The following is a 26,795-nucleotide window of genomic DNA, read 5'->3' on the forward strand; positions in this document are numbered from 1 at the left end:
TATAAATACTACCTTTGCGCAAATTAAGGAATATTATGAATAATAAGCAAGGCAATAATAAAGGAAGTGGTCCAAGAGCAACTAGTTCAAGACCAAGTTCTAACAAGCCAAAACCTGCGATGCAAAAAAGGGCACAAGGGCCAAAAAAAGTTAAAACCGTTACTAAAGTTGCAGAAGTTGTTTCTGATAAAGTAGAGAAAAAGCCAAACCAAGCGGCAAAGAGACCAAAAGTGAAAGACGAAATTCGTTTGAACAAATATATAGCTAATTCTGGGGCTTGTTCGCGTCGTGATGCAGATATTTACATTACGTCTGGTACTGTAAAAGTAAACGGAATTCCGGTTACCGAAATGGGATATATGGTAAAACCTGGTGATGTTGTTAATTTTGACGGTGCTACATTGACACCAGAGAAGAAAGTTTATATCTTGTTGAACAAGCCAAAAAACTTTACAACTGCGATGGACGAAGGTCAAGAATATCGTAATGTATTAGAATTAGTAAAAGGTTCTACTACAGCAAAAATTGGTGCTATAGGAAGAATGGACAAAAATACAACCGGTTTGTTATTGTTTACTAACGATACCGATATGATTCGTAAGTTTACTTTACCTAGCCAGAAATCATCTAAAATATACCAAGTTTCCCTAGATAAAAACTTGAAATTTGAAGATTTAGAAAAGATAAATAAAGGCTTGACACTTGATGGACACCGCGTTTTTGTTGAAGATGTGAGTTATATTGATGGAGAAGCGAAAAGTGAAATTGGTTTACAACTGCGCTCTTCTAATGTAAAAGTAGTTCGTAGTATTTTTGAACATTTTGATTATGATGTTTTAAGAATTGACCGTGTGGCTTTTGCTGGATTAACGAAGAAAAATTTACCAAGAGGTAACTGGAGATTACTTACTGATCAAGAAATCATCAATTTGAAGAACGTTTAATACGTACTTTAATTTATACTAAACAAAAATCCCTTCCGTTCTATACGGTATGGGATTTTTTATTTAAACGCACCCCTCAATTATATGACACCTGAAAAATTACAGTCGATTGCTTTTAAGTGGTTTGAGACTTTTAACAATAAAGAATTAGAAAAATTATTGTCTTTATACGATGAAGATGCAGTACATTTTAGTCCAAAACTAAAAATATTAAAACCCGAAACAAACGGATTTGTTACTGGAAAACAACAACTAAGAGAATGGTGGCAAGATGCTTTTGATCGATTACCAAGTTTAAATTACAAAGTAAAAACACTTACCGCAAACGGAGACCGAGTATTTATGGAGTACATAAGAACGGTTGATGATCAAGAAGATATGCTAATCGCTGAAGTACTAGACATAAGAGACGATAAAATAACTTTCTCTAGAGTTTATCACGGATAAATATTGGTTGAACACTAAAAACAAAAAACCCTACCTCATTTTAATTTTGATGTAGGGTTCTTTGTTATAAAATAGATTTTAGTTTATCCTTTTAACTTTTTTAAAGTTGTTTCTTTTTTATCTAATCCACGCTTTCTTAACAAAGGTTCTATACTTGGCTCAGCACCTCTAAAACGCTTGTATAAAACCATAGGATCTTCTGTACCTCCTTTTTCTAAAACATTCTCGCGAAATGATTTTGCTTTCTCTGGATTAAACAAATTAGTTGTTTTAAACACTTCAAATGCATCTGTATCTAAAACTCCAGACCAGATATAACTGTAATAACCCGAAGAATATCCGCCAGCAAAAACATGATTAAAATACGTACTTCGGTATCTAGGGATAATAGCATCTATCAAACCAATTTTTTTCATTGCTGCTTTCTCAAACGCATTTGCATCAAGAGTGATATCCTTTGTTTGTGAGTGGTATTCTAAATCTAATAGCGAAGCGGCTAAATACTCTGTTGTTGTAAAACCTTGATCAAAAGTCCCTGCATTTTTAAGTTTGTTGATTAAGCTTTCTGGTATTACTTCTCCCGTTTTATAATGCTTTGCATACATTTTTAAGACTTCTGTTTCAGCTGCCCAATTCTCCATAATTTGAGACGGCAATTCAACAAAATCTCTTGGAACGCTAGTTCCTGCAAGGCTTTTATAGGTCACATTAGAAAGTAGTCCGTGTAAAGCATGTCCAAATTCATGAAAAAAGGTAGTAACCTCATCAAAAGTCAATAAAGCAGGCGCTGTACCTGAAGGTTTAGTAAAATTACACACAATGGATACCACTGGCGCTAGTCTTTTTCCATTAACCGTTTCTTGCGTTCTATAAGAGGTCATCCAAGCACCACCACGTTTAGAATCACGAGGATGAAAATCCATATAAATAATTCCAATATGACTTCCATCAGCTTCTTTTACTTCCCAAACTGAAGCATCTTCGTGATATTTAGGAACATTATTGAGCTCTGTAAAAGTAACACCGTATAATTTTTGAGTTACTTGAAAAACACCGTTTCTTACATTTTCTAAACTAAAGTAAGGTTTTAACTCCTCCTCATCTAAATCAAAACGTTGCTTTCTAATTTTCTCGGTATAATATCTCCAGTCATAAGGCTGAACAGCTCCTTTTATTCCGTCTTTAGCCATCATGTTTTTGATATCTATCGCTTCTTGTTTTGCGATTTCTAGAGCTGGCTTCCACAAATCATTCAATAGCTTATTTACATTTTCAGGCGTTTTTGCCATAGATTCTTCTAACACATAATCTGAGTGCGATTTAAAACCTAACAAACGCGCTCGCTGTCCGCGCAAGTTAGCCAGTTGCACAACATTTTCTTTGTTGTCAGTTTCATCATCGTGATTCGCTCTAGTTTGATAGGCATTCCAGATCTCTTGACGCAATTTTCTATTAGCACTATATTGTAAAAAGGGCATCACACTAGAATTAGAAAGTGTAAATACCCATTTACCTTCTTTCCCTTTGTTTTTGGCATCAGTTGCAGCGGCGTCAATTAAGCCTTGAGGCAAACCTTTTAAATCTTTTTTGTCTGTAATTACTAATTCATATTTATTAGTTTCTGCTAATAAATTTTGGCCATATTTCAAACTTAATAAAGAAAGATCGCCATTAATTTTCCTTAATACACCTTTATCTGAATCTGAGAGATTCGCACCACTTCGGATGAAATTTTTATAGGAGTTATCAAGAATTTTAGCCTGTTCTAAATTTAAGCCTAGCGTTTCTTTTTTGTCCCAAAGCGCTTTCACTCTGGCAAATAATTTCTCATTCAAATAAATATTATCTCTATGAGCAGATAAATTTGGCGCAACTTCCTTAGCAATATTTTGTATTTCTTTATTGGTGTTCGCCGAATTTAAATTTGAAAAAACTGCATTTACATTGGATAATAATTTGCCTGCATTTTCCATAGCAAGGATTGTATTATCAAAACTTGGTGCAGCAGTTGAATTTGCAATTGCTTTAATTTCTGTATCATGCTCTTTAATTCCTTCTAAAATTGCAGGTTTAAAATGTTCATTTTTGATCAAATCAAACGGGGGAACATTAAAAGGAGTGTTATACGGTTGAAAAAAAGGATTTTTTCCTTTCTCTTCTTTTTTTTCTTGGGCTTCGACAGTTAACATATTTCCGATAACTAGTAGAATAAAAAGTGATTTTTTTCTCATTTTGGTAAATTAATTAAGTTCGTAAACATAAATGAAATGGATTTGAAATGGAAGTAACGCAGATGGATTAACTAAATTTTAAGAAAAACAAAAGCTATTTTTTTTTAAGTCTGCCACCTATTCTTACATTTAAACTTAAAAAAAAGAATAAATTAGCTAATTCTATCAATATACATAACTCATGAAAAAAACAACCACGATTTTTATTGCCTTCATCACCTCATTTCTACTTGTAAATTGTAAGTCGGAAGAAAAAAAGCAAGATTTTGCTACGCTAACTAAGAATTATTTTGACGATAAAAGTGCTCTAGATCCTTTATCTGCCACTCAGAATGGACAAAACGAATACAACGACAAACTACAATTTGAGATGACGGACGGATATCGAAAACTGCAAACCGCTTTTTTTAATAAATACCAGAAAGCACTACAACAAATCGCCATCGATGACTTAAACGAGGAAGAAAAGAATAGCTACCAAATCATTAAGTGGGAAGTTGAAATAGGCAAAGAATTATTGAAAAAACCTACTAATCTGTTGCCGGTTCATCAATTTTGGGGAACACATTTAACCATGGGACAATTTGCAGGAGGAACTAGCGCACAACCCTTTAAAACTGAAAAAGACTATACCAATTTCTTAAAGAGAATGGATCAGTATGCGGTTTGGATAGACTCTGCTATGGTTTATATGAAAAAAGGAATCAGCAAAGGAGTAGTTTTACCACGAGCATTAACCCAGAAATTGATTCCACAATTTTCAGAAATGGCGACTCCAGCGATAGAAGATAATTTATTCTACTCTTCGATTAAATTAATGCCCGCTTCATTTCCGGATAGCATGAAAGAGGATCTGACAGCAAAATATACGCAAACTATCAATAATAAGTTAATTCCTCAATACAAAAAAATGGCTGATTTCCTAAGCAAAGAATATCTCCCTGCATCGCGAGCAACGAGCGGAATAGGAAGTTTGCCTTTTGGAAAAGATTTATATAAAATCTATGTCAAACAATGGACAACTACTGAAATGAGTCCAGAAGAAATTCATGAATTAGGTTTAAAAGAAGTGGATCGATTGAATGCAGAAATGGAAAAAGTAAAAAATCAAGTTGGTTTTAAAGGTACTTTACTTGCGTTTTTTGAAGAGGTTAGAAATAAAAAAGAACTCAAACCATTCACAGAACCAGAACAAGTAATTGCTAATTTTCAAAGTATTTATGATCGAATCAAACCAAATGTAGATAAATTATTTTCGCTACAGCCAAAAACAAAATTCGAAATCAGAAGAACAGAAGCCTTTAGAGAAAAAACGGCTAGTGCTGAATACAATCAAGGAACAGCTGACGGTTCGCGTCCTGGTATTTTTTATGTACCAATTCCTGATGTAAAAAATTATAATATTTATGGCGACGAAGATTTATTTTTGCACGAAGCCATTCCTGGACATCACTTTCAAATCTCTTTGCAACAAGAAAATGAAAGCCTACCAGATTTTAGAAAATTCAACTGGTTTGGTGCTTATGGAGAAGGCTGGGCCTTGTACACCGAAAGTTTAGGTAAAGAACTTGGACTTTATCAAGATCCTTATCAATATTTCGGAATGTTGAGTAATGAAATGCACAGAGCGATTCGTTTAGTAGTTGATACTGGTTTACATTCTAAAGGATGGACAAGAGAACAAGCAATTAAATACTCTCTTGCAAACGAAGCAGAGAGTGAAGCGAGTATCATTCCAGAAATTGAGCGCTATATGGCTATTCCTGGACAAGCTTTGTCATATAAAATAGGTCAATTAAAAATCATCGAATTGCGTAAAAAAGCGGAAGCTAAAATGGGCAAAAACTTTGACATTAAGAAGTTTCATGAAAAAGTGTTAGAATCTGGCGTAATGCCATTGGCCTTATTAGAAAATAAAATAAACGCTTGGATTGAAGTTAAATAGAATTATAAAATATTAGACATAAAAAAAGCTTTCGCTGTAGCGAAAGCTTTTTTTATTTAAACAATTGGAGTTATAAAAAGAGATTAATACCAACCTTTCACTTATTCCCACAAAAAAAGTCCAAACTTTCGTTTGGACTTTTTGTGCGGATAATAGGACTCGAACCTACACGCCTTGCGGCACCAGATCCTAAGTCTGGCATGTCTACCAATTTCACCATATCCGCGTAATTGTGGGTGCAAAGATACACATAAGTTCCAATCTACAAAGAAAATTTTAAAAAAATATTCATTCTCTTTTTTGTACTTTTGAAACACTAAAAAAAACATTCCATGGAAAACATAAAATCGTACGTTCAACAACACAAAGATCGCTTTATAAATGAATTAATTGAATTATTAAAAATTCCATCCGTAAGCGCAGACACTGCTTATTGTCAGGATGTTATTGATACTGCTGAAGCAGTAAAGGTAAGTTTAGAAAAAGCTGGTTGCGATCATGTCGAAATTTGCGAAACTGCAGGTTACCCAATTGTATATGGTGAAAAAATAATCGATCCAAACTTACCAACTGTACTTGTATATGGTCATTATGACGTTCAGCCAGCCGATCCAATCGAACTTTGGACCTCACCTCCTTTTGAACCAGTTATCAAAAAAACAGACATTCATCCTGAAGGAGCTATTTTTGCTCGTGGAGCTTGTGATGATAAAGGTCAAATGTACATGCACGTAAAGGCTTTCGAATACATGATTCAAAGCAACACTTTGCCTTGTAACGTCAAATTTATGATCGAGGGCGAAGAAGAAGTAGGAAGTGTAAACCTTAAAACTTTTGTTGAAAATAATGTAGAGAAATTAAAGAACGATGTAATCTTGATTTCAGATACAGGAATGATCTCCAATCAACAACCGTCTATCACAACAGGTCTTCGCGGATTAAGTTACGTAGAAGTTGAAGTTACAGGTCCAAACCGTGACTTACATTCAGGTCTATATGGTGGAGCTGTAGCAAACCCAATCAATATTTTGGCAAAAATGATTGCTTCACTTCATGATGAAAACAACCATATTACCATCCCAGGTTTCTATGATAATGTTGAAGAGCTTTCTCTTGAAGAAAGAGCTGAAATGGCAAAAGCTCCTTTTAACTTAGATAATTATAAAAAAGCTCTAGACTTAAAAGATGTATATGGAGAAACCGGTTATGTAACCAACGAAAGAAATTCGATTCGTCCTACTCTTGACGTAAACGGAATCTGGGGAGGATATACTGGTGAAGGTGCTAAAACGGTAATTGCAAGTCAAGCGTTTGCTAAAATTTCTATGCGTTTGGTTCCTAATCAAGAATGGGAAAACATCACCGAATTGTTTACCAAACACTTCATGAGTCTTGCTCCTGCTGGCGTTACTGTAAAAGTTAAACCACATCATGGTGGCCAAGGTTACGTAACACCAATTGACAGCATTGGCTACAAAGCAGCAAATATGGCGTACACAGAAACCTTTGGAGTTCCAGCCATTCCGGTACGTTCTGGTGGAAGTATTCCTATCGTTGCCTTGTTTGAAAAAGAATTAAAAAGCAAAACTATATTAATGGGATTTGGTTTGGATAGCGATGCCATTCACTCACCAAACGAACATTTCGGAATATTTAATTACCTAAAAGGAATTGAAACTATTCCTTTGTTTTACAAGTATTTTGTAGAACTATCTAAATAAAACAAATTGGCATTCTGAACTTATTTCAGACTAAAAATCCGTTTATTCACCTCTGAATAGACGGATTTTTTATTGGGCGTCTCCTTGTTGCAGCAAAACTATCATCAAATTCACATTCAACCTAGCAACAAGGTCGGGCTTTGCGTTGCAATCTTTTTTGGCCTCGTCCCTCAACAAAAAAAGGATTTACACTTCAATCCCTAACGCACATACTTTGGCCAAAAGAACATTTAGAATTTTAAAACGGCAACTAATTTAAACAAAAAAAAAATCCCCAACCGAAATTGAGGATTCTAAAATTATCTTTTAATTTTATCTAAATTTTGTTGTGCTTTAATAAGATCTGCTTCTAGCTCACTAATATCAAGCTGTTTCTTACTGATTTTTACATTTTGTTTCTGAATTTCAACATCTGTAAGTTTCCCTCTAGCAGTAGACTTATCTAATTTTGCTTTCATTTTGTCCAAATCTTTCTTAGCGCTATCCAACTTTTTGTTTGTTTTTTGAACTGCTTTTTCAGCTTTGGCAATTTTTTTCTCTGCTTTTGCTTCTTTCTTTGCCTCTCTATCTCGCTTTTTTTGTGCTTTTTCTTCCTTTAATTTAGATTTCTCTGCTTTTTTACGACTTTTTTCTGCCTTATCTGATTCTCTTTGAGCTTCTTTTTTTTGTTTTTCAGCTGCTTTTAACTCTTTTTCAGCACTCTTTCTTTCATTAATTGCTGTTTGATCCGTAATTTTATTTTTAGAAATAGCTATAGGAAGTACACTTACAGAATCTTTAGTAACTGGCTTTACCTCCTGAGAAAAACCTGTTAGAAAGCTAAAAAAAGCAAATACAAGCAATAATAATTTAGTTTTCATAGTAGTTGTTTTGATTAATTATTTACACAAATTTAGCACAAATAAAACCCGTTTAGTGTTTATTTTGCTTAAAAGAATCTAAAGATTTTATTCAAACTAAAATCTTTTAGATCACAAACTCAAGCTCTGAAATTCGAATCCAAATAAAGATACATCCACATCATTCTTATTACAAATGTGTAAATCGCTTTAGAAACAAAAGTATTTTAGCCTATAAAACGCTAAAAATCAAAATAAAAAGCAAAAAAAATTGGTCAATTAAAAAATTACTCTACATTTGTAGAGCAATAACTTCTTTTGTAGAGCAATTATATTTGGTATGAAAAAAAATAGTTCCCTTTTTATTTTTTTATTGTTAATTATCTGTAGCTGTAAAAGTCCAATAACCAACCAAAAAGTAAACAAAAAAAGAGAAGGTCTTTGGATAGAAAATTACAAACAAGATAGCGCTAACTATAAATCTACTGGATACTATAAAAATGATGATCCAGTAAAAAAATGGAGTTATTTGTTAAACAATAAATTAATTAAAAGAGAAAAATACAAAAACAACAATTGTTATACCCGAATTTATTACGAAAATGGAAAAATCCAATCAAAAGGGATCTCAGTCTTAGATAATTCGTCAAAATACATGCATTGGTATTATAATGGGAATTGGAAATTCTATAATAATAAAGGAAAGTTAATAGCCATAAAAAAATACGATAAAGGGGATCTTATTTCTGAAAAGATAATTAAAAAATAAAAAAATGCAGCAACTCACCAACGCCGAAGAACAATTAATGGAACATCTCTGGAAGCTCGACAAAGCTTTTATGAAAGACTTACTTGAAGCTTATCCTGAGCCTAAGCCAAAAACCACAACAGTAGCAACGTTATTAAAAAGAATGATCGACAAAAATTTTGTTGCTTTTAAAGAGTATGGAAATTCTCGTGAGTATTATCCATTAGTAGAAAAAACCGCTTATTTCTCTAAACAAGTAAACGGATTAATAAAGAACTTCTTTAACGACTCCGCATCACAATTTGCTTCTTTCTTTACTACAGAAACGAATTTGTCAGAGAAAGAATTAGAAGAACTCAAAAAAATAGTAGATCGTGCCATTCAAAATAAGAAAAAATGATAGACTTTATATTTAAATCGACCGCATCATTACTTGTGTTATTAATCGTGTACCATTTGCTATTAGAAAACGAAAAGATGCATCATTTTAATAGGTTTTACTTATTATTCGCCATAGTTTTTTCATTCATAGTACCTTTTATAACTATCGAAGTGATTCAAGAAATCACCACTCCTATTAGAACTCAAAGCAACATCGAAATAGAAGGAGAAACCATAGCAATTATAGATGATTCCGTAAATTATTGGTTTTATTCCATGTACACTTTGTACGGTATAATAACTTCAATTCTGCTCATTCGCTTCGGTAGAAATATATTAAAATTACACAAGAAAGCAAAATCGATTGAAAGTATTGCATACCAGAATTCAAAATTGGTTTTGGTAAAAGAGCAAACGCTTCCGTACACTTTCTTAAATAACATTTTCATTAATGAAACGGAATATAATAGTAGAAAAATTGAACCCGAATTATTTACGCACGAACTAATTCATGTTACACAAAAACACACTTTTGACATTCTGTTTATAGAAACCTTGAAAGTTTTATTTTGGTTCAACCCTATTTTAATTTTTTATAAAAAAGCCATACAACTTAACCACGAATTCCTCGCAGATGAAAAAGTGGTAGAATCTTATAACAATGTTCCGTTTTACCAAAACTTATTGATTGCAAAGGCAAACGCGAACCCAACCTATTACTTGGCCAGTAATTTAAATTATTCAGTAACTAAAAAACGATTAATTATGATGACAAAAACCACATCAGTAACAAGAGCTCTATTAAAAAAAGGAGTTATGATTCCCGTATTAACTGCATTAGTATTTTCTTTATGTACTAAAGTTGTAGCACAAGATAAAAAGGTCAAGAAGACCAACGAATCTACAAAGCAAAGTAAAAGTTCTGATGAAGTTTGGAAAAACACTGTATTTATATTTCGCGATGCTAATAAAAAAATAATAGCACAAAAGAAATACAATGAACTTACCGATAAAGAGAAGAACAGTATTCCGCCACCTCCTCCGCCAGCAATCAGATCTACTGATAAAAAAGAGAAGCAAGTTCAAAAAAACAAGTCGGAAACTATTTATATCGACATGTCCTCCGACGTACCTAAAATGAGTGATAAAAATAAAGTTTCTCAAGAAAACATGCCCCCTTCAAAAATAGTAAGCGGTTTCAATATTAGTTTTGATACTATTAGTGTTACATCACCAAATTTTCCGGGAGGGATGACCGAATTTTATAAGTTTGTAGGGAATAATTTTAAACTAACTTCAGAAGCCGAAAAAAACAAAGTAAGTGGAAAAATTATAATGCAATTTATGGTTGAAAAAGACGGTTCTTTGTCCGAGATTATAGCTGAAAAAGACTTGGGTTATGGACTGGCAAATGAAGCTATTCGAGTCTTGAAACTTTCACCAAAATGGATTCCTGCTACTAAAAAAGAGAAGCCCGTTCGAGTACAATACAACTTACCAATAACAATTAGATCTGCTGAATAAAAATCATAAAAAATCCGCTTCTAAGGAAGCGGATTTATCAAACTAAAAAAACTAAAAACTAATTAAATTTTTTATCTGGATTATATCCTAAATAGGACATAACTTGTTCCTTAAAGATGACGCCATATTCTTCTAATTCTTTCAAAATAGGCAAATAAACCTCTTTCCTGATAGGAAGTTGAACACCTGGAGTTGTAATTTTACCGTTAAGTATGAGTAAAGTAGCCATAGCAACTGGTAAACCAACCGTTTTTGCCATAGCAGTATAAGTTTGGTCTTCACCAATGCAAACCATTTTAGAATCAATCTGTTGTTTTTCACCTTCCAATTCAAATCCAAATTTGTGGTACATCACAATCATGTCCTTATCTTCAGGCTGCAAAGTCCAGCTATCATTTAATATTTTTTCTAATATTTGAGCTGGTGTTGCGTTTTTCAAGCCCACAATTTTATTACTATTGAACAAGTCTAATTCTAGAAGTTTATCCCACATAATATCATCTTGATCAATTTTTAGAATCAAACGCATCTTGATCTCGACAGAATCTGTTGGATGATACGGCAAAAAAGAATTTACATATTCTCTATAACTCATGTTTTCAGAATCTTCCATAATGTAGCTATCATCTGTCATGCCTAATTGTACAAACATATTCCAAGCTTTAGAAAATCCAACTTTTCGAATCGTACCTCTATATAAAGTAAGTACATCATCTAAACCATAAACTGATCGGTATTTTAGGGAATCTCTATTTGAATATCCTTCAAAACGACCATAACCTTCTACATCTAGAAATTCAGTTCTACGAAACAAATTACAATACGGAATATATTTATAAGTTCCTTCTTGAATAAATTTGGCCGCACCCCCTTGACCAGCAAGGACTACATTGCGAGGTGCCCATGTAAATTTATAATTCCATAAATTATTATCTGATTCTGGCGCAACTAATCCGCCACAAAAAGATTCAAAAAGAATCATTTTCCCACCTTTATCCTTAATTTCATTAATTACTTTCATGGCACTCATATGATCAATTCCTGGATCAAGACCAATTTCATTCATGAAAATTAAATTATGCTCTTTGGCAGCAGCGTCTAAGTCTTGCATTGCATCGCTAATATAAGATGCCGTAACTAAGTTTTTTTTATAAATAATACAATCTCTCGCCACATCAATATGCAAATGAGCGGGTAACATCGAAACTACAATATCAGCATTTTGAACCGCCTCTTGTCTTTGATTTTCATCAAAAATATTTAGAGCAATAGCTGTAGCATTAGGATGGTTATTGGTTTTTTTCTGAGCCAAAGCCAATGACATATCGCCAATAATAAGATGCAAGTTCTCTTTTTCAGATTTATTCAATAAGTATTGAATCAAAGATGAAGCTGATCTTCCTGCCCCAATGATAAGTATTGTTCTCATTTTTTTATATTTATAACACAAACATACAAAAATGTTGTATTTATAACAAAAAACAACATTAAAACTTCATAACTATTATTTCTAAATGTATAACAACTAATAATTAAAAAAACGTAAAGATAAGTTTGTGATAATTTGTTTTAGTTTCAATAGAATAAGAGATAAATTTGTAATAAATTAAAAAAAAAGATGGATAAGAAAATAATTTCTACAGCAGCGATTTTCGGAATGATTGCTATAATTCTAGGAGCTTTTGGCGCACACGCTTTAAAAAAAATATTGTCTTTAGAACAACTTTCTACCTTTGAAACTGGAGTAAGGTATCAAACTTATCATGCTCTATTTCTACTATTTATTGGCATTTTAACTGATTTGCCACAAAAAACTAAAAAAACGATCTATTACTTAACAACAATTGGTGTACTATTATTTTCTGGATCTATCTATTTATTAGCTACAAACGACCTTACCTCATTTGATTTTAAGATTATAGGTTTTGTAACACCGATAGGTGGTCTGTTATTAATACTCGCATGGGGAGCATTATTATTGAATTATCTTAACAAAAAATCATAAAACTAAGATAATCAAAACAAATCTTAAATATAATTTCTATTTTTGCAATCGATAAATTAAACTACACAACATATAATTTTATGAATAATAACACACCGTTTACGCAATCGATTTCGCTAGAAGACTTGGGAATTGAAAACGCAAAGATTCATTACCAATTATCAGCCAACGAATTACACGATAAAACAATTGCGTTACATCAAGGAATTGAAACTGCAAATGGCGCTTTAGCAATTAACACAGGCGAATATACTGGACGCTCTCCTCAGGATAGATTTATTGTAAAAGACAGCATTACTGAAAATAAAGTTTGGTGGGGAAAAGTGAACATCCCATTCGAACCAAAAGCATTTGATGCTTTATACAAAAAAGTAACATCTTACTTGTCTAATAAAGAGGTTTACGTAAGAGATTCCTATGTATGCGCAGATCCAAATTACAGGCTTAATGTTCGTGTAGTTACAGAAACACCTTGGGCAAATTTATTTTGCTTTAATATGTTTTTAAGACCAGAAGCAAAAGAGCTTGAAAATTTCGCTGCCGACTGGACTTTATTATGTGTACCAAGTTTTATGGCAGATCCAGCAGTTGATGGAACTCGTCAAAGTAACTTTGCTATCTTAGATTTTACAAAAAAAATAGCTCTTATTGGAGGAACAGGATATACAGGTGAAATGAAAAAAGGAATTTTTTCTGCTTTAAATTTTATCCTTCCTGTTGACAAAAATACTTTACCAATGCATTGCAGTGCCAATGTAGGTGAAAAAGGAGATACAGCAATATTCTTTGGGTTATCAGGAACAGGAAAAACTACTCTTTCTGCAGATCCGCAAAGAAAACTAATTGGAGACGACGAACATGGTTGGACCAATGAAAATACCGTTTTTAATTTTGAAGGTGGTTGTTATGCAAAAGTCATCAACCTTTCTGAAGAAAACGAACCAGACATTTTTAGAGCTATTAAAAAAGGAGCTATTTTAGAAAATGTAGTGATCAACAAAGAAACTAATGAAGTCGATTTTGATGATGTTTCAATAACTCAAAACACACGTGTTAGTTATCCTATTTATCATATTGATAATATTCAGCCGGGATCTATTGGAAAAAATCCTAAAAACATCTTTTTCCTTACTGCAGATGCCTACGGAATTTTACCTCCAATATCTAAATTAACTCCAGGTCAAGCTGCTTACCATTTTATTTCTGGATATACTGCTAAAGTAGCTGGAACAGAAGCTGGAATTACAGAGCCTCAACCTAACTTCTCTGCTTGTTTTGGCGCGCCTTTTATGCCTTTGCATCCTACAAAATATGCTGAAATGTTGAGTAAAAAAATTCAAGATGCTGATGTAAAAGTTTGGTTAATCAATACTGGATGGACTGGTGGACCTTACGGAGTAGGTAATAGAATGAAGTTGAAATACACTCGTGCTATGATTACTGCTGCTTTGAACGGCGAATTAGACAATGTTGAATATGTAAATCACAGAGTATTTGGAATTGCAATTCCACAATCTTGCCCTAATGTTCCTGCGGAAATTTTAAATCCAAGAAACACATGGAAAGACGAAAAATTATACGATACAAAATCGAACGAATTAGGTCAAATGTTTAGAACTAACTTCGCTAAATTTGAAGAATTCGCCAATGCTGAAATTATGGCCGGAGCTCCATTAGCATAATTGAAATCATAAATTTATTATTATCGCACAATTATAATCGCAATACTATTAATTCAGAAATAAGAAAAAGCCATTCGTAAGAATGGCTTTTTTTGGCTTAAGTAATTAGCTAATCAAAAACATATCAACTATTTACACTTATTTTTATTTTTTGGCGTTAAATTTGCAATCGTAAGAAAGCCAAATAAATAAAATGGCAAAACAATCAATCAAAAAACAATCAATCATGTTAAAAAATTTTTTTATTCTTTGCTCTGGAGCCGACAAGGACATTCTAGAAGGATGCTCTGAAGGCGAACAAACCAAATATGTTGGAATTGGCGCAACTGTATTTTTTACAGCTGTTATGGCTTTTATTGCAAGTACCTACGCTTTATTCACCGTTTTTGATAACGTTTATCCCGCCCTGCTTTTTGGACTTGTTTGGAGTTTACTCATATTTAATCTAGATCGTTTTATAGTTTCAACTATTCGTAAAAGAGATAAATTTGGAAGTGAATTTTTGCAAGCCACTCCTAGAATTATTCTGGCCGTTATCATTGCCATCGTAATTTCTAAGCCTTTGGAAATTAAAATATTCGAAAAAGAAATTAATACTGTTTTGTTAAAAGAAAAAAATGCAATGGCTTTGTCTAATAAAAAAGAAGTAGCCAATTATTTTAAGAGTGACTTAGACAAAAACAAAACTGAAATAGATAGTCTAAAATCGGATATCACCAAGAAAGAAAAGGAAGTAAACACGTTATACGAAACTTATATAACCGAAGCAGAAGGAACAGCAGGAACTAAAAAATTAGGAAAAGGTCCTGTTTTTAAAGAGAAAATAGCCAAACATAATTTAGCTGCTGCACAATTAGACACGATTCGAAAAATCAACTTGGCAAAAATTGCTGAAAAAGAAAGTAAGTCAAAACTACTGCAAGCCGACTTGCATAAAAAAATAACGGAAACACAACCTATAATTGATGGTTTTGATGGCTTAATGGCAAGAATAAATGCGTTAGACAAATTACCTTGGCTGCCTTCATTTTTTATTATGTTATTGTTTTTAGCCATTGAAACTTCACCTATTATCGCTAAATTACTTTCGCCAAAAGGGGAATACGATTTTAAACTAGAAGATCTTGAAACAGCTCTAAAAGCGACTTTAGAACAAGACAAATACCAACGGGATTTATTGGTAAAAACAAGTGCTGCAATGCATGATAAAGTGTACCAAGATATTGCCGAAGATAAAAACCTCTACGATTTGCAGCGCAAAAAAGCGACTGAATTACTAGAATTGCAAGCGCATAATTTTGTAGAAAAACAAAAGAGAACTTTATAAAAAGCAAAAAGGCAGTCTAATTTTTAGGCTGCCTTTTTTTATCATAAATTATAATTCATTTAAAAACTTGCCAATACAGCATCTAGATTATCTACAAAATCAGCGGCATTTTCTCTACTAAAAATGATGGGTGGTTTTATTTTTAACACGTTATACAAAGGCCCATCTGTACTGATAAAGAAACCCCGCTCTTTCATCATTTCTACGATTTGATCAATTTCAGGAACAGCAGGTTGTAAAGTTACTCTATCTTTTACCAATTCGACCCCTACAAATAATCCGTTGCCACGAACATCACCAATGATATTATGTTTAGGTTTTAATGCCTCCAAACGCTCTAATAAATAATTACCAACTTCTAAGGCGTTTTTCTGTAATTCTTCTTCTTCAATTACCTTCAAAACGGCTAATCCTGTCGCCATAGAAACTGGATTTCCTCCAAATGTGTTGAAATATTCCATACCGTTATTAAAAGCATCGGCAATTTCTTGTGTAGTTATTACAGCCGCCAAAGGATGTCCGTTACCAATTGGTTTACCCAAAACAACGATATCAGGTATGACATCTTGCAATTCAAAACCCCAAAATTTTGTTCCTACACGACCAAAACCAACTTGAACTTCATCGGCAATGCAAACTCCTCCAGCCTTTCTTACTTTGGCATATACCTCTTTTAAATAATTGGGAGGTAACGCAATTTGACCACCTACTCCCAATAACGTTTCACAGATAAAAGCAGCGGGTTTTTTAGATTGTATTTCTAATGATACTATAATGCGGTCCATATCTTTAGCATATTTTTCACCAGCATTATTATCTCCATATTTGAATTCTCCTCGATACATATCGGGATTTTGCGCTTTGTGAATGTATGGCATTTTACCAAAACCACCTTTGCCATCAAATTTGTAGGGACTCATTTCGATAGCAGTCGTAGAAGTTCCATGATAGGCGTGATCTAGAACAATTACATCTTTTTGCTTGGTAAAATGGCGACTCATTCTAATAGCCAAATCATTGGCTTCACTACCAGAATTAGTAAAATAACAAACCGTTAATTCTTTAGGTAAAGTTGCAGTCAGCCTCTTTGCGTATTCAACAATATTATCATTCAGGTAACGTGTATTAGTATTCAATGTAGCAACTTGTTTTTGCATTGCTTTTACAACCGTAGGATGACAATGTCCTACATGACTCACATTATTCACACAATCCAAAAAAGTGTTGCCTTGATCGTCATATAAATATTGTAATGCTCCTTTATCAATTTTTACTTTTTTGTTGTAACTAATACTTAAATTATTACCAATATATTGCTTTCTTTCTTTTAGAATCGTCTCGTGATTATCACTTGTATTTATAATCGATGAAAATCCACATGCAATTCTAAACTCATTGTGTGCTTTCAAAGGATTGATTCGGATAAGTTGATCTAACAATTTCAAAGCCGGTTTTTCTGTTATAAAGTGATGTTCGTTTGTACTATCCATCGAATAATTATACGCTGACTGACACAAACTTATACACAATCTACCAGCAATCAGATAATACAACAATGAAACTTCCAGCGGTGTTAAAGCCATTTTTTCATGATACCCTCTTACGATTTGAATTGCAACTTCCAGCGGTTTTTCGCTATTTAACATCGCATAAGTGCAAGCAATTGCTAAATTATTGACTAGTGAAGTATGTACCATATCGCCAAAATCTATCAAACCAATAATACGATCTCCATCAACCAAAATGTTATAATCGTTAGCATCGTTATGGATAACAGCAGTTCTTAAGTCCGCGATATTTGGAGTTACTTCCGTTTCAAATTGCAACAAAAAATAGGCTACTAAACGTCTGTTTTCATGTGATTTTATATAATGTAGATTCTTTCTTGCTTCTAATACATTTTTGATATCCCATTCGTAATAACGGTTGGCGGCCGGATGTTTAAAATCTTTTAAAACAACATCCATTTCACCTAAAAACAATCCTAAATTCTTGAACAAACTTGAAGACTTTTCTTTTTGATTTATCCAAAAATCACCTTCTAAATAACTTAGCATTCGAAAATAAAATTGGTTTTCCTCTAGAGTGATTTGACCAATATCTTGATTGTTTTTCGTTGGAATATAATGTTGAAATTTTTCTGATAAAATACTATTTGAAAGAACTTTTATCATTTTTACCTGTGCTTCTAAAAAGTAAGGATTATGTTCTTCGGTAGCGATTTTAAAAATATATTTTTTATCAGATGAATCTGTTAATAGAAAATTAAGTTCGTCGTATCCATTGAGTATTTTGCAACTCACCTCTAAATTGTAATGTTCCTGAATAAGTGAAATAATAAATGACTCTGTAAATTTCATAATGTATTAAGTTTATTTAGATAATTACAATCCAGAACTAGCAAAAAATTTACTTATATAGTTGTTTCTATTAATTCAAGGATAAAAAAAAAGCAGTCTCGAAAGACTGCAATTTAATTTATTTTTGATTACATATGACTTAAAATTTCCTTCTTAAAATTATCATACTCACCTTGCATGATTAATCCGTTATCTAAGAGCTTTTTATAATTCTGTAATTTTTCAAAAAGTTCGTCTTGAGATAAACCACTCAATCCGTTCTCTTTTGAAGTTTCTAATTGCGTACTAAACTCTTCTTTTTCCATATTAAAAACGGGAGGAGTTACAGGCATGATTTCTGCAAAATTAGTAACTTCTTCAGTTTCCATTTCTTCAACAATTTCTTCTTCTTGAATTTCCTCTACCAGAACTTCCTCTATTACTGTAGCAAAAGAAACAGCTCCATTTTTCAGAATATCTAATTGTTCTTTAGCATAAGTAAAAATCTTTCTCGCTTGAATTTTCGGAATATAATCAATAGAAACTGTCATATCTGTTTTGGTAGAAAACGAGAACTCCGAACCTAGAATGTTTTCTTTAACAAAAGTACCTTCAATTTGATCCCAAGTATAATCTGTAAAATCCATAGAAAGTCCTAGATTTTTTGGCTGACAAATAATAATTCTTTTATTTGTCATAACAATACCATCAGGTAAAACTGTTATTGCAGGCTTTTTTTGAACCGCGATGTATCCAATTTCCTCATTCTTCATTAGTAAATCACTCAACTTTGAAGCTATTTTTTCAACTGCCTTTGGATCTTGCTCTTCGTTTAAAAACTTTTTAAATTGTTCCTTCATATTTATGCTGAATTATTTCAGTTGTTGTTTATTATTTATGTTTCATTACCTAACAAAAGTAATACCTAATTTTATAAATCTAAAATTTCATTTTGCAATTTCTTTGTTAAACTTTTGAAAACCAATTCATAGGAATGATCCATTAATTGAGTAACCAATACGTCTGAAACTGTTTTATTTATATTGACGGTATTCCAGTGCAATTTGCTCATGTGAAATCCAGGTTTAATGTCATCGTATTCTATTCGCAATTCTGTAGCCCGATCAGGATCGCATTTTAAATTGATTGCTGGCTTGCCTTCTTCCCACTTTGACAAAGAAGAAAGAGCAAATATTTTTCCACCTACTTTAAAGACTAATGTATCTTGATCGAATGGAAAATGTTCTGTAACTCCTTTTTTAGAAAGGCAATATTCATAAAAACTTTCTAGATTCATTTGATGATTTTTTCCATTAATTTTTCTGGATTTGCTAATTCATGAAAACCAAATTTACTATATAAAAAATGGGCGTCACTAGTAGCCAATCTCCAAATTTTAATATTTTTAAGTTTAGGTTCATTCATCATGTTTTCGATTAAAATAGACGAATACCCTTTGCCACGATGCTCCTCTGTAATAAAAACATCCATTAAATAAGCAAAAACAACATAATCTGTAATTACTCTTGCAAATCCAATTTGCTGTTCATCAAGATAAATTCCAAAACAAAACGAATGATCAATTGTAGTTTGAACTTCTTGCATAGTTCGTCCAGCCGCCCAATAAACATTTTTTAAAAATTTTTGAATAAATGGAACGTCTAGTTTGTTTTTATCCGTAGAAACTGTAATCATTTTATTGTTTTTTTATTAAATTTCAATTTCAAATAAACTAAAAGAGCCTTCTTTATAATGTTCTGGCAAATCGGCTGTCCATTCAATTTCACTGATGCCTTTATAGGTAAAGCCGCAATTTGTATAATATTCGTTAATGCGTTCATTACCGCTGTGCGTGTCCAATCTAACAAATAATTTTTGGTTTTCTTTGGCATAATTTACCGCCCAATCAACAATTTTTTTAACATAATTTCTACCTCTAAAATCCGGATTTGTGGCTATTCTATGAAGGTAAACAGAAGGTTGCAAATTGGCTTCTTTCCAAATTATAGCATCGTTAAAAGTTAATACAAAAGTGCAAGCCACTGCTTCATTTTCCTTGATTACAAAATGACGTTTTTCGGCAATTTCCTGCTCTATTAAACTTCTTTCAAAACCTCTCCAACTTTTTTTAGCTACCTTTTTTTGATGTGCTGTTGCTGCATCATATATTTTGAAAACTGCATCAATATCTTCAGTCTTGCTATTTAAAATTTTCATTTTTCTATAATTATTATATTTTATACAAAATGGGTTTACTCGGACTAGCATCATTCTCAAAAGAAACAATTTGTAGATTTAGCAAATAACTCCCGTCTTGAATTGCATCAGGTACATAAATCATTTCGGTAATTGTGGCTTCCATTCGCGCATCTGAATTCAGATTTTGAGTGTCTTTTACGTTCCAAAATGCTTTATGCGCCAATAATTTACCCTCGTCTTTTTCTTTATCAACACTTGGCAAATCGATTAATAAATGCTGAATGCCGTTTTCGCAAATATAACGAGCCGCTTCCTCACTAAGATATGGTGGATTTGTATTAGAATATTTCTTGGATTTTTTTAAAATTTCATTCGGCAATGATCTAATAATAATCGCTTCAGGAATTTTACCATTTAACGCTTTTTCTATCTGACTTTTAGAAATTATTCTATCTTCTCCTAACAATTCTGGATCTACAGTTACAAGCTCAGCCAAAAAAAAGAATTGTTTTAATGCTTTGTTTATACTGTAAAATTCTTTTGTAATATGACCCAGACATTCGGTGTGCGTTCCGTGACCATGTGGATTGAAAAAAATAATATTAAAATTTGTTGAAGCTCCTTTTTTCACGCTTCCAATCCATTCACCAAAAACAACTGGTTCTATTTCTGGTTTTTCAATATACCAAGCAATTGGATTTTCGTCAGTATTAGTCAGTGGAATCGAAATATCAATTGGTTTTGATAAATCGACTTTCAGTGTTTTATTTTTATGTTCAAGAGTTACTATCACAAATTATCATTTTATACGATTACGGATTAAAGACTGAAAGTTACAAGTTAAAAACTCACTCTTTCTTCGTTTCTTAGTGCCTTTATGGCTAAATTATACTATTCCAAATTTAAGTAAAATAAGTCTGACGCAATTCCGTCCGTCAAAAATTTTCCTTTTTTAGTTGGCTTTAAAATATCATTTTCAATAAAAAGTAAATCATCCTCTAGGAACTTGTGACTTTGTTTGTTGAGATAATTGAAATATGGAACACCAAATTCAGATTTGATTCTATCTAACGAAACACCCCAAACCGTTCGTAAGCCAGTCATAATATATTCATTATAACGATCGGTAACAGATAATATTTCTGTCTCATTTGGTAATTTATCTTCCTGAATAGATTTGAGATAAATAGGATTATTAGCTACATTCCAACTTCTAGAAACACCATTATAACTGTGCGCTGAGGGTCCAATACCAATATATTTTTTTCCTAACCAATAAGCCGAATTGTTTTTGGAAAAATAATTTTCTTTTGCAAAATTTGATAATTCGTAGTGTATAAATCCTTTGGATTCTAATATTTCGACCAAAATAGCAAAATGTTCTTGAGCGACTTCATCATTTGGTGCAGCAATTTTACCTGTTTGAATCAGTTTATTTAATGCCGTTTTGGGTTCTACTGTCAAAGCATAACTAGAAATATGAGGAATCCCAAAAGACAAAGCCTTATCAATATTATCTTTCCATTTCTCATTACTCATTCCAGGAATACCATAAATTAAATCGATTGAAATATTATCAAAATATTTCGTGGCCAAGTGAAGACATTTTGTGGCCTCCACCGAATTGTGAGCACGATTCATCATCTTTAAGTCTTCTTCATAAAAAGACTGAATTCCGATACTCAATCTATTGATTTTACTTTTAGATAATTCCAATATACGATCTTCCGATAAATCATCAGGATTAGCTTCTAAAGTAATTTCAGGATCACCTATAACCTTATAATTTTCATAAACGGTATCAATCAAAAAATTAATTTCTCTCGAAGTTAAGACGCTAGGAGTTCCTCCGCCAAAATAAATAGTTTCAATATTCTCATCAAAGCACTCCTTTTTACGGAGTTTAATTTCTTTAGCTAAAGCCAAAACCATCTCTTCTTTCTTCTTCATTGAAGTCGAAAAGTGAAAGTCGCAATAATTACACGCTTGCTTGCAAAATGGTATGTGGATGTATATTCCTGACATTTTTAAAAGAGATAATTTGGAAAAAAAGAGAATTATTTAGTTGTTGTATTATATAATTGATACATTATTTTTTTACTCGTTCTTCATTCTGTTTCACAAAAGCATCCCAACCCGTGTAGCTTTTGGTTCCAATCACTTTTCCTGAATTAAAAAAATGACAAACTGCTGCTGCTAAACCATCTGTTGAATCGAGGTTTTTAGGTAATTCTTTGAGTCCTAAAAGCTGTTGAAGCATTTTAGCAACTTGCTCTTTACTAGCATTTCCATTTCCAGTAATGGCCATTTTTATTTTCTTGGGTTCATATTCAGTAATAGGAATATCTCTTGACAAACCAGCTGCCATAGCTACGCCTTGTGCACGACCTAATTTTAGCATAGATTGCACATTTTTTCCAAAAAACGGAGCTTCGATAGCAATTTCATCTGGATGATGCGTATCGATTAATTCAATAGTGCGCTCAAAAATACGTTTCAATTTCATGTAATGGTCATCCATTTTATTCAATTGAAGTTCATTGAGCTGCATAAATTCCATCTTTTTATTGACAATTTTTATCAATCCAAAACCCATGATTGTAGTTCCGGGATCAATTCCTAATATGATGCGTTCGTGTGCCATTTTATTATTGAAGTTCTTATTGCCGTAGGACTTTAAGACACTATTTTTTTATTAAAAGTAAGTCTATAATTTAAAATCAATGAGCAGATATAAAATTGTATCTAAATGCTTGTAAATAGCTATCGCAGTAGATTTTTGCTTTACTTTGCAGCCATGATTTCAATTCCACACAAAACTAAACAATTCCTTGTTCTTATAGTCAAACTTTTGATTGTAGGTGGTGCGTTTTATTTTATTTATAACCAATTAGCCAATAATGACAAATTAGACTGGAATAAGTTTATAGTTTTGTTTAATAAAAATCAGTCGATTATTGGAATTGGCTTTATTTTACTACTGAGTATTTTAAATCGTTTATTCGAAATTTTAAAATGGCAAAATCTAGTTTCAACTTTATATAAAATTTCTAAATTAGAAGCTACTAAACAAGTACTTGCAGCATTAACCGCTGGATTATTTACACCAAATGGTGTGGGAGAATATGCGGGAAAAGCACTGTTCTACGATAAATCCGAAACGAAACAGATTGTGTTTTTAAATTTGATTTGTAATGGAATCCAAATGGTATTAACAGTTATATTTGGGATTTTTGGTTTATTGTATTTTAATGCCATTTATAATGTGATTATAACAAGAACAGTACTACTTCTTTTTGGAATTTTAATTTTCACTTTTATCGTATTATTTTCAATAAAAGGGATAACGGTTAAAGGATATTCAATCGAGAAATTGATTCACAAGATTAATGAAATTCCAAAATCAATTCATCGGAAAAATATTTTTTTAGCAGTTTGCCGTTACATCGTTTTTTCGCATCAATATTATTTTTTGTTCTTAGCTTTTGATGTAGACTTACCTTATTTAACCTTAATGTCGGCCATTACTAGTGTTTATTTTTTAGCTTCTTCATTACCCACTTTTCAATTTTTAGATTTCGCCGTTAAAGGTAGTGTAGCAGTTTATTTCTTCGGAATTTTGGGAGTAAATGAATGGATCGTTATATTTATTTCTACATTGATGTGGTTTTTAAATGTCGTTCTACCGGTATTAATTGGCAGTTATTATGTTCTCAACTTTAAAACTAAAAAACCTATATGATTGTGGTTTTTTATTTTATTATACTACTATATTGTATAGCAATCTTTTTTTTGATTTACGGTTACAACAAAATAAAGACTATAAATTATAGCAGTTTACAGCCCACAACAAAATTTACAATTATTGTTCCCTTTCGGAATGAATCCGAGAACTTACCTGTTTTGTTGGAGAGTTTTTCAAATCTAAATTATCCTAATGAGCTGTTTGAAGTTATTTTGGTAGATGACGAATCCAGACAAGAATTTATTCTCCCTACTTTAAAGTATGCTGTCAAGATAATTCAGAACCGGCGCCTTAGCAATTCGCCAAAAAAAGATGCTATTACAAGTGCAATGCAATATGTAGTTTCAGATTGGGTTGTTACCACTGATGCAGATTGTATGGTTAATAAAGAATGGCTTGCAACTTTTGATAATTACATTCAGCTTCACGATGTTTCAATGATTGCTAGTGCAGTAAGTTATGCGTGTGAAAATTCATTTTTACATCATTTTCAACAATTAGACTTAACAAGTTTACAAGGAGCAACTATTGGGAGTTTTGGTATAAATAAAGGTTTTATGTGTAACGGAGCTAATTTTGCTTACATGAAATCACTCTTTACAAAATTAAATGGTTTTGAAGGAAATGATAAAATTGCTAGTGGAGAGGATGTTTTCCTACTACAAAAAGCAATTGCTAATTTTCCAGAAAAAGTTCATTACTTAAAGTCTAAAAATACAATCGTAATCACTAAACCAATAGATGATTGGAAAAATTTATTTTATCAAAGAGTGCGATGGGCTTCTAAAACGAGCTCATATAACAGTCATTTCGGTATACTATTAGGATTAATAGTTTTCTCAGGAAATTTAATTTTAGTTCTTGGTTGGCTGTTTTCAGTTATAGGAATTATTTACTTTAAAGAATTTATTTTTTTGTTACTATCTAAATTCATCGTGGATACCATTTTGCTTCACAAGTCAAATAGCTATTTGAATCAAAAAAGAATACGTTATTTAATAGCGAGCAGCTTGTTATATCCTTTTTTTACTGTTAGTGTAGCTTTCTATTCTTTAGTAGGCAAGTATGAATGGAAAGGAAGAAGTTTTTAAATGACTGTATTTAAAGAAAAAAAGCTAATTTTTAAAATAAAATTTAATCATTTACAGAAACTTGAAACAAATCTGAGATCATATTTGATAATATTGTATACAATTGCACTTTTAAATTATTCGACTTTTAATATTACTGGAAGAATAAATTGAGTTTTAACAGGAATTCCACGTTTAATCGCGGGATTTATTTTTGGAAAATCCACTAAACGTTCATTTAAAATACTATCAATTTTTATACGATTATACGCTACAGAATCTTTTGGAAATTGCGGTTCGAATTGTAATGCTGAATTAGCATAAACAGTAACTTTCACTTCAATCGTATCAAGTTTTGGATCCAAAATTAAAAGTGTATCCGTATTTAATTTTTCTTGAATCAATTTTGTTAAAATTTCAAAAAAGCAGTGTTGGCGTTGCACTTTATTTTCAATTTTGTCACAATCTTCTAATGAAGGATATTCGTCAACTTCATTCCAGTTGATTGCTTTTAATTCTTTTTGCAACAACTCTTTTTCCGATGGCACTTGCTTTTCGAAAAAATTACAAGAAGTAAAAAGTATAAATACTAAAAAAAGAGAATACTGTTTCAAAGTTTAAATTTTTCTGTTGAACTTAATTGGTATAAAAATACAAATATTTTTTTTAGAATATTTATAAAAAAAACAGTGTTGTTATTGCACCATCTAGAATTTTTTTAAACATTTTTATAATTACTTCTGAAAAAATTTAGATTTCATAAAACTTTTAAAAAAAGAATTGAACTTTAAAATTATTTAGTATCTTAATAGAAAAGTATGGATTTTGCTCTTCTTATTATTAGCTTTATATTCATGATAATAGGTTTATTTGGAAGTTTTCTTCCAATATTACCAGGTCCAAGCATTAGTTGGATTGGATTACTAATTCTAAACTTAACCACTGCGGTAACAATAAATTATTGGCTTCTTGGAATTACATTGATAGTGACTATTACAATTTCAATGTTGGATTATATATTACCTGCAAAAGGAACAAAGGTATTTGGGGGTAGTAGCTATGGTATTTGGGGAACTAATATTGGTTTAGTGATTGGAATTTTTGCACCAATCCCTTTTGGATTCTTAATTGGACCTTTTCTAGGAGCTTTAATAGGTGAGCTTATTTACAATTATAAGGATCATAATAGAGCTTTAAAAGCTGCGATAGGATCATTTTTAGGCTTACTTGCCTCAAGTTTTATGGCTTTTATAATTTGTGTTATATATTTCGGTCTCTACATTTGGATGATATGGCAGTATAAAACTGAATTATTTTAATTATTTAAAGTACAAACTGTCCTTATTTTGTTAATGAAAGAATTATTTGCTTTTTTGTAGAACAAACCAATACTTTACGTTATACATTAGTATTCCTGCTTCTTTAAATTATAATATATCAACATTGAGTTTAGCTCTTAATTTAAAATTTCGCCAATAATAATTACTATCTACATTTTTTTGATACTCTATCTCTGATAAAATAATTTACCAATTGCAATGTATCTAAATTTATACTTGTTTTTTTATTCAACTATTGATAAGGACCTAATTCTTTTTTAATAATAATTAAAACATTCTATAATACTTTTAATTACAAATAAAATAGA

General features: G+C 31.8%; 25 protein-coding genes and 1 tRNA gene. 13 read left to right on the forward strand and 13 right to left on the reverse strand.

Annotated elements, in window-relative coordinates:
- The first annotated feature begins 35 nt into the window (after positions 1-35).
- Complete coding sequence (locus J3S90_RS14060) at positions 36-944, forward strand: pseudouridine synthase (protein ID WP_188051417.1); 909 nt, start codon at positions 36-38, stop codon at positions 942-944.
- Positions 945-1,028: 84 nt separating this feature from the next.
- On the forward strand, positions 1,029-1,391 hold the full coding sequence (locus tag J3S90_RS14065) for a nuclear transport factor 2 family protein (protein WP_210646714.1): 363 nt from the start codon (positions 1,029-1,031) through the stop codon (positions 1,389-1,391).
- Positions 1,392-1,474: 83 nt separating this feature from the next.
- Here J3S90_RS14065 and J3S90_RS14070 read toward each other — a convergent pair whose 3' ends face one another.
- Positions 1,475-3,622 (reverse strand): M3 family metallopeptidase, encoded by a 2,148-nt coding sequence (locus tag J3S90_RS14070; protein ID WP_210646715.1) that lies wholly within the window; start codon positions 3,620-3,622, stop codon positions 1,475-1,477.
- A gap of 181 nt (positions 3,623-3,803) precedes the next feature.
- Between J3S90_RS14070 and J3S90_RS14075 the strand changes: the two genes are divergently transcribed.
- Entirely contained in the window at positions 3,804-5,567 is a 1,764-nt protein-coding gene (locus J3S90_RS14075) for a DUF885 domain-containing protein (RefSeq protein WP_210646716.1), read from the forward strand.
- 144 nt (positions 5,568-5,711) lie between these two features.
- On the opposite strand, the gene J3S90_RS14080 is transcribed toward J3S90_RS14075, so the two are convergent.
- A tRNA-Leu gene (locus J3S90_RS14080) sits at positions 5,712-5,793 on the reverse strand.
- Positions 5,794-5,899: 106 nt separating this feature from the next.
- Between J3S90_RS14080 and J3S90_RS14085 the strand changes: the two genes are divergently transcribed.
- The gene (locus tag J3S90_RS14085; RefSeq protein ID WP_210646717.1) at positions 5,900-7,288 is read left to right on the forward strand and encodes a dipeptidase; all 1,389 of its coding nucleotides are present in this window, start codon (positions 5,900-5,902) and stop codon (positions 7,286-7,288) included.
- A gap of 299 nt (positions 7,289-7,587) precedes the next feature.
- Here the strand turns inward: J3S90_RS14085 and J3S90_RS14090 are convergent, their stop codons facing one another.
- Positions 7,588-8,148, reverse strand: a complete 561-nt coding sequence (locus J3S90_RS14090; RefSeq protein ID WP_210646718.1) for a hypothetical protein — start codon at positions 8,146-8,148, stop codon at positions 7,588-7,590.
- Between the two features lie 319 nt (positions 8,149-8,467).
- Here J3S90_RS14090 and J3S90_RS14095 point away from each other — a divergent pair, with 319 nt between their 5' ends.
- From J3S90_RS14095 to J3S90_RS14105, 3 genes are read left to right on the forward strand one after another with little or no spacing between them, the layout of a single operon-like run.
- Positions 8,468-8,896: a hypothetical protein gene (locus J3S90_RS14095; protein ID WP_210646719.1), complete on the forward strand. Its 429-nt coding sequence runs from the start codon at positions 8,468-8,470 to the stop codon at positions 8,894-8,896.
- A 4-nt stretch (positions 8,897-8,900) separates the two neighbouring features.
- On the forward strand, positions 8,901-9,275 hold the full coding sequence (locus J3S90_RS14100; RefSeq protein ID WP_188051434.1) for a BlaI/MecI/CopY family transcriptional regulator: 375 nt from the start codon (positions 8,901-8,903) through the stop codon (positions 9,273-9,275).
- Positions 9,272-10,780: a M56 family metallopeptidase gene (locus J3S90_RS14105; RefSeq protein ID WP_210646720.1), complete on the forward strand. Its 1,509-nt coding sequence runs from the start codon at positions 9,272-9,274 to the stop codon at positions 10,778-10,780. Before J3S90_RS14100 ends, J3S90_RS14105 begins: the two co-directional genes overlap by 4 nt.
- Before the next feature lie 58 nt (positions 10,781-10,838).
- Here J3S90_RS14105 and J3S90_RS14110 read toward each other — a convergent pair whose 3' ends face one another.
- Entirely contained in the window at positions 10,839-12,209 is a 1,371-nt protein-coding gene (locus tag J3S90_RS14110; RefSeq protein WP_188051437.1) for a saccharopine dehydrogenase family protein, read from the reverse strand.
- Between the two features lie 189 nt (positions 12,210-12,398).
- On the opposite strand from J3S90_RS14110, the gene J3S90_RS14115 reads away from it, so the two are divergent.
- From J3S90_RS14115 to J3S90_RS14125, 3 genes are all read left to right on the forward strand, one after another.
- Complete coding sequence (locus tag J3S90_RS14115; RefSeq protein ID WP_188051438.1) at positions 12,399-12,785, forward strand: DUF423 domain-containing protein; 387 nt, start codon at positions 12,399-12,401, stop codon at positions 12,783-12,785.
- 80 nt (positions 12,786-12,865) lie between these two features.
- A complete protein-coding gene (gene pckA, locus J3S90_RS14120) occupies positions 12,866-14,467 on the forward strand; it encodes a phosphoenolpyruvate carboxykinase (ATP) (protein ID WP_210646721.1) in 1,602 nt (533 codons plus the stop codon).
- Positions 14,468-14,693: 226 nt separating this feature from the next.
- A complete protein-coding gene (locus tag J3S90_RS14125; protein WP_210646722.1) occupies positions 14,694-15,794 on the forward strand; it encodes a DUF4407 domain-containing protein in 1,101 nt (366 codons plus the stop codon).
- 59 nt (positions 15,795-15,853) lie between these two features.
- On the opposite strand, the gene J3S90_RS14130 is transcribed toward J3S90_RS14125, so the two are convergent.
- The 8 genes from J3S90_RS14130 to ruvC form a co-directional block, all read right to left on the reverse strand.
- Positions 15,854-18,154 carry an aminotransferase class III-fold pyridoxal phosphate-dependent enzyme gene (locus J3S90_RS14130; protein ID WP_210646723.1) on the reverse strand — a complete coding sequence of 767 codons (2,301 nt, stop codon included), beginning with the start codon at positions 18,152-18,154 and terminating at the stop codon, positions 15,854-15,856.
- Between the two features lie 128 nt (positions 18,155-18,282).
- Positions 18,283-18,993: a PH domain-containing protein gene (locus J3S90_RS14135; RefSeq protein ID WP_210646724.1), complete on the reverse strand. Its 711-nt coding sequence runs from the start codon at positions 18,991-18,993 to the stop codon at positions 18,283-18,285.
- A 71-nt stretch (positions 18,994-19,064) separates the two neighbouring features.
- Positions 19,065-19,430, reverse strand: a complete 366-nt coding sequence (locus tag J3S90_RS14140; protein ID WP_210646725.1) for an MmcQ/YjbR family DNA-binding protein — start codon at positions 19,428-19,430, stop codon at positions 19,065-19,067.
- On the reverse strand, positions 19,427-19,828 hold the full coding sequence (locus J3S90_RS14145) for a GNAT family N-acetyltransferase (RefSeq protein ID WP_210646726.1): 402 nt from the start codon (positions 19,826-19,828) through the stop codon (positions 19,427-19,429). Before J3S90_RS14145 ends, J3S90_RS14140 begins: the two co-directional genes overlap by 4 nt.
- Positions 19,829-19,843: 15 nt before the next feature.
- Positions 19,844-20,350, reverse strand: a complete 507-nt coding sequence (locus tag J3S90_RS14150) for a GNAT family N-acetyltransferase (protein ID WP_210646727.1) — start codon at positions 20,348-20,350, stop codon at positions 19,844-19,846.
- Between the two features lie 13 nt (positions 20,351-20,363).
- Complete coding sequence (locus J3S90_RS14155) at positions 20,364-21,125, reverse strand: cyclase family protein (protein WP_210646728.1); 762 nt, start codon at positions 21,123-21,125, stop codon at positions 20,364-20,366.
- Between the two features lie 98 nt (positions 21,126-21,223).
- Positions 21,224-22,357, reverse strand: a complete 1,134-nt coding sequence (gene hemW / locus J3S90_RS14160; RefSeq protein ID WP_210646729.1) for a radical SAM family heme chaperone HemW — start codon at positions 22,355-22,357, stop codon at positions 21,224-21,226.
- A 64-nt stretch (positions 22,358-22,421) separates the two neighbouring features.
- Positions 22,422-22,976: a crossover junction endodeoxyribonuclease RuvC gene (gene ruvC / locus J3S90_RS14165; protein ID WP_188051448.1), complete on the reverse strand. Its 555-nt coding sequence runs from the start codon at positions 22,974-22,976 to the stop codon at positions 22,422-22,424.
- 153 nt (positions 22,977-23,129) lie between these two features.
- On the opposite strand from ruvC, the gene J3S90_RS14170 reads away from it, so the two are divergent.
- Together J3S90_RS14170 and J3S90_RS14175 are read left to right on the forward strand one after the other, a co-directional pair.
- Positions 23,130-24,074 (forward strand): lysylphosphatidylglycerol synthase domain-containing protein, encoded by a 945-nt coding sequence (locus J3S90_RS14170; protein WP_210646735.1) that lies wholly within the window; start codon positions 23,130-23,132, stop codon positions 24,072-24,074.
- Between the two features lie 50 nt (positions 24,075-24,124).
- A complete protein-coding gene (locus tag J3S90_RS14175; protein ID WP_317192549.1) occupies positions 24,125-25,168 on the forward strand; it encodes a glycosyltransferase family 2 protein in 1,044 nt (347 codons plus the stop codon).
- 116 nt (positions 25,169-25,284) lie between these two features.
- Here J3S90_RS14175 and J3S90_RS14180 read toward each other — a convergent pair whose 3' ends face one another.
- Positions 25,285-25,761 carry a hypothetical protein gene (locus J3S90_RS14180; RefSeq protein WP_210646731.1) on the reverse strand — a complete coding sequence of 159 codons (477 nt, stop codon included), beginning with the start codon at positions 25,759-25,761 and terminating at the stop codon, positions 25,285-25,287.
- Positions 25,762-25,965: 204 nt separating this feature from the next.
- Between J3S90_RS14180 and J3S90_RS14185 the strand changes: the two genes are divergently transcribed.
- Complete coding sequence (locus J3S90_RS14185; protein ID WP_210646732.1) at positions 25,966-26,466, forward strand: DUF456 domain-containing protein; 501 nt, start codon at positions 25,966-25,968, stop codon at positions 26,464-26,466.
- The last annotated feature ends 329 nt before the right edge of the window (positions 26,467-26,795 follow it).

This window comes from Flavobacterium flabelliforme (genome assembly GCF_017948675.1).
GTDB classification, from domain to species: domain Bacteria; phylum Bacteroidota; class Bacteroidia; order Flavobacteriales; family Flavobacteriaceae; genus Flavobacterium; species Flavobacterium pygoscelis.

Coding starts and splice junctions, on each gene's coding strand:
- J3S90_RS14060 (WP_188051417.1), top strand. CDS start 36: ATGAATAATAAGCAAGGCAATAATAAAGGAAGTGGTCCAAGAGCAACT.
- J3S90_RS14065 (WP_210646714.1), top strand. CDS start 1,029: ATGACACCTGAAAAATTACAGTCGATTGCTTTTAAGTGGTTTGAGACT.
- J3S90_RS14070 (WP_210646715.1), bottom strand. CDS start 3,622: ATGAGAAAAAAATCACTTTTTATTCTACTAGTTATCGGAAATATGTTA.
- J3S90_RS14075 (WP_210646716.1), top strand. CDS start 3,804: ATGAAAAAAACAACCACGATTTTTATTGCCTTCATCACCTCATTTCTA.
- J3S90_RS14085 (WP_210646717.1), top strand. CDS start 5,900: ATGGAAAACATAAAATCGTACGTTCAACAACACAAAGATCGCTTTATA.
- J3S90_RS14090 (WP_210646718.1), bottom strand. CDS start 8,148: ATGAAAACTAAATTATTATTGCTTGTATTTGCTTTTTTTAGCTTTCTA.
- J3S90_RS14095 (WP_210646719.1), top strand. CDS start 8,468: ATGAAAAAAAATAGTTCCCTTTTTATTTTTTTATTGTTAATTATCTGT.
- J3S90_RS14100 (WP_188051434.1), top strand. CDS start 8,901: ATGCAGCAACTCACCAACGCCGAAGAACAATTAATGGAACATCTCTGG.
- J3S90_RS14105 (WP_210646720.1), top strand. CDS start 9,272: ATGATAGACTTTATATTTAAATCGACCGCATCATTACTTGTGTTATTA.
- J3S90_RS14110 (WP_188051437.1), bottom strand. CDS start 12,209: ATGAGAACAATACTTATCATTGGGGCAGGAAGATCAGCTTCATCTTTG.
- J3S90_RS14115 (WP_188051438.1), top strand. CDS start 12,399: ATGGATAAGAAAATAATTTCTACAGCAGCGATTTTCGGAATGATTGCT.
- pckA (WP_210646721.1), top strand. CDS start 12,866: ATGAATAATAACACACCGTTTACGCAATCGATTTCGCTAGAAGACTTG.
- J3S90_RS14125 (WP_210646722.1), top strand. CDS start 14,694: ATGTTAAAAAATTTTTTTATTCTTTGCTCTGGAGCCGACAAGGACATT.
- J3S90_RS14130 (WP_210646723.1), bottom strand. CDS start 18,154: ATGAAATTTACAGAGTCATTTATTATTTCACTTATTCAGGAACATTAC.
- J3S90_RS14135 (WP_210646724.1), bottom strand. CDS start 18,993: ATGAAGGAACAATTTAAAAAGTTTTTAAACGAAGAGCAAGATCCAAAG.
- J3S90_RS14140 (WP_210646725.1), bottom strand. CDS start 19,430: ATGAATCTAGAAAGTTTTTATGAATATTGCCTTTCTAAAAAAGGAGTT.
- J3S90_RS14145 (WP_210646726.1), bottom strand. CDS start 19,828: ATGATTACAGTTTCTACGGATAAAAACAAACTAGACGTTCCATTTATT.
- J3S90_RS14150 (WP_210646727.1), bottom strand. CDS start 20,350: ATGAAAATTTTAAATAGCAAGACTGAAGATATTGATGCAGTTTTCAAA.
- hemW (WP_210646729.1), bottom strand. CDS start 22,357: ATGTCAGGAATATACATCCACATACCATTTTGCAAGCAAGCGTGTAAT.
- ruvC (WP_188051448.1), bottom strand. CDS start 22,976: ATGGCACACGAACGCATCATATTAGGAATTGATCCCGGAACTACAATC.
- J3S90_RS14170 (WP_210646735.1), top strand. CDS start 23,130: ATGATTTCAATTCCACACAAAACTAAACAATTCCTTGTTCTTATAGTC.
- J3S90_RS14185 (WP_210646732.1), top strand. CDS start 25,966: ATGGATTTTGCTCTTCTTATTATTAGCTTTATATTCATGATAATAGGT.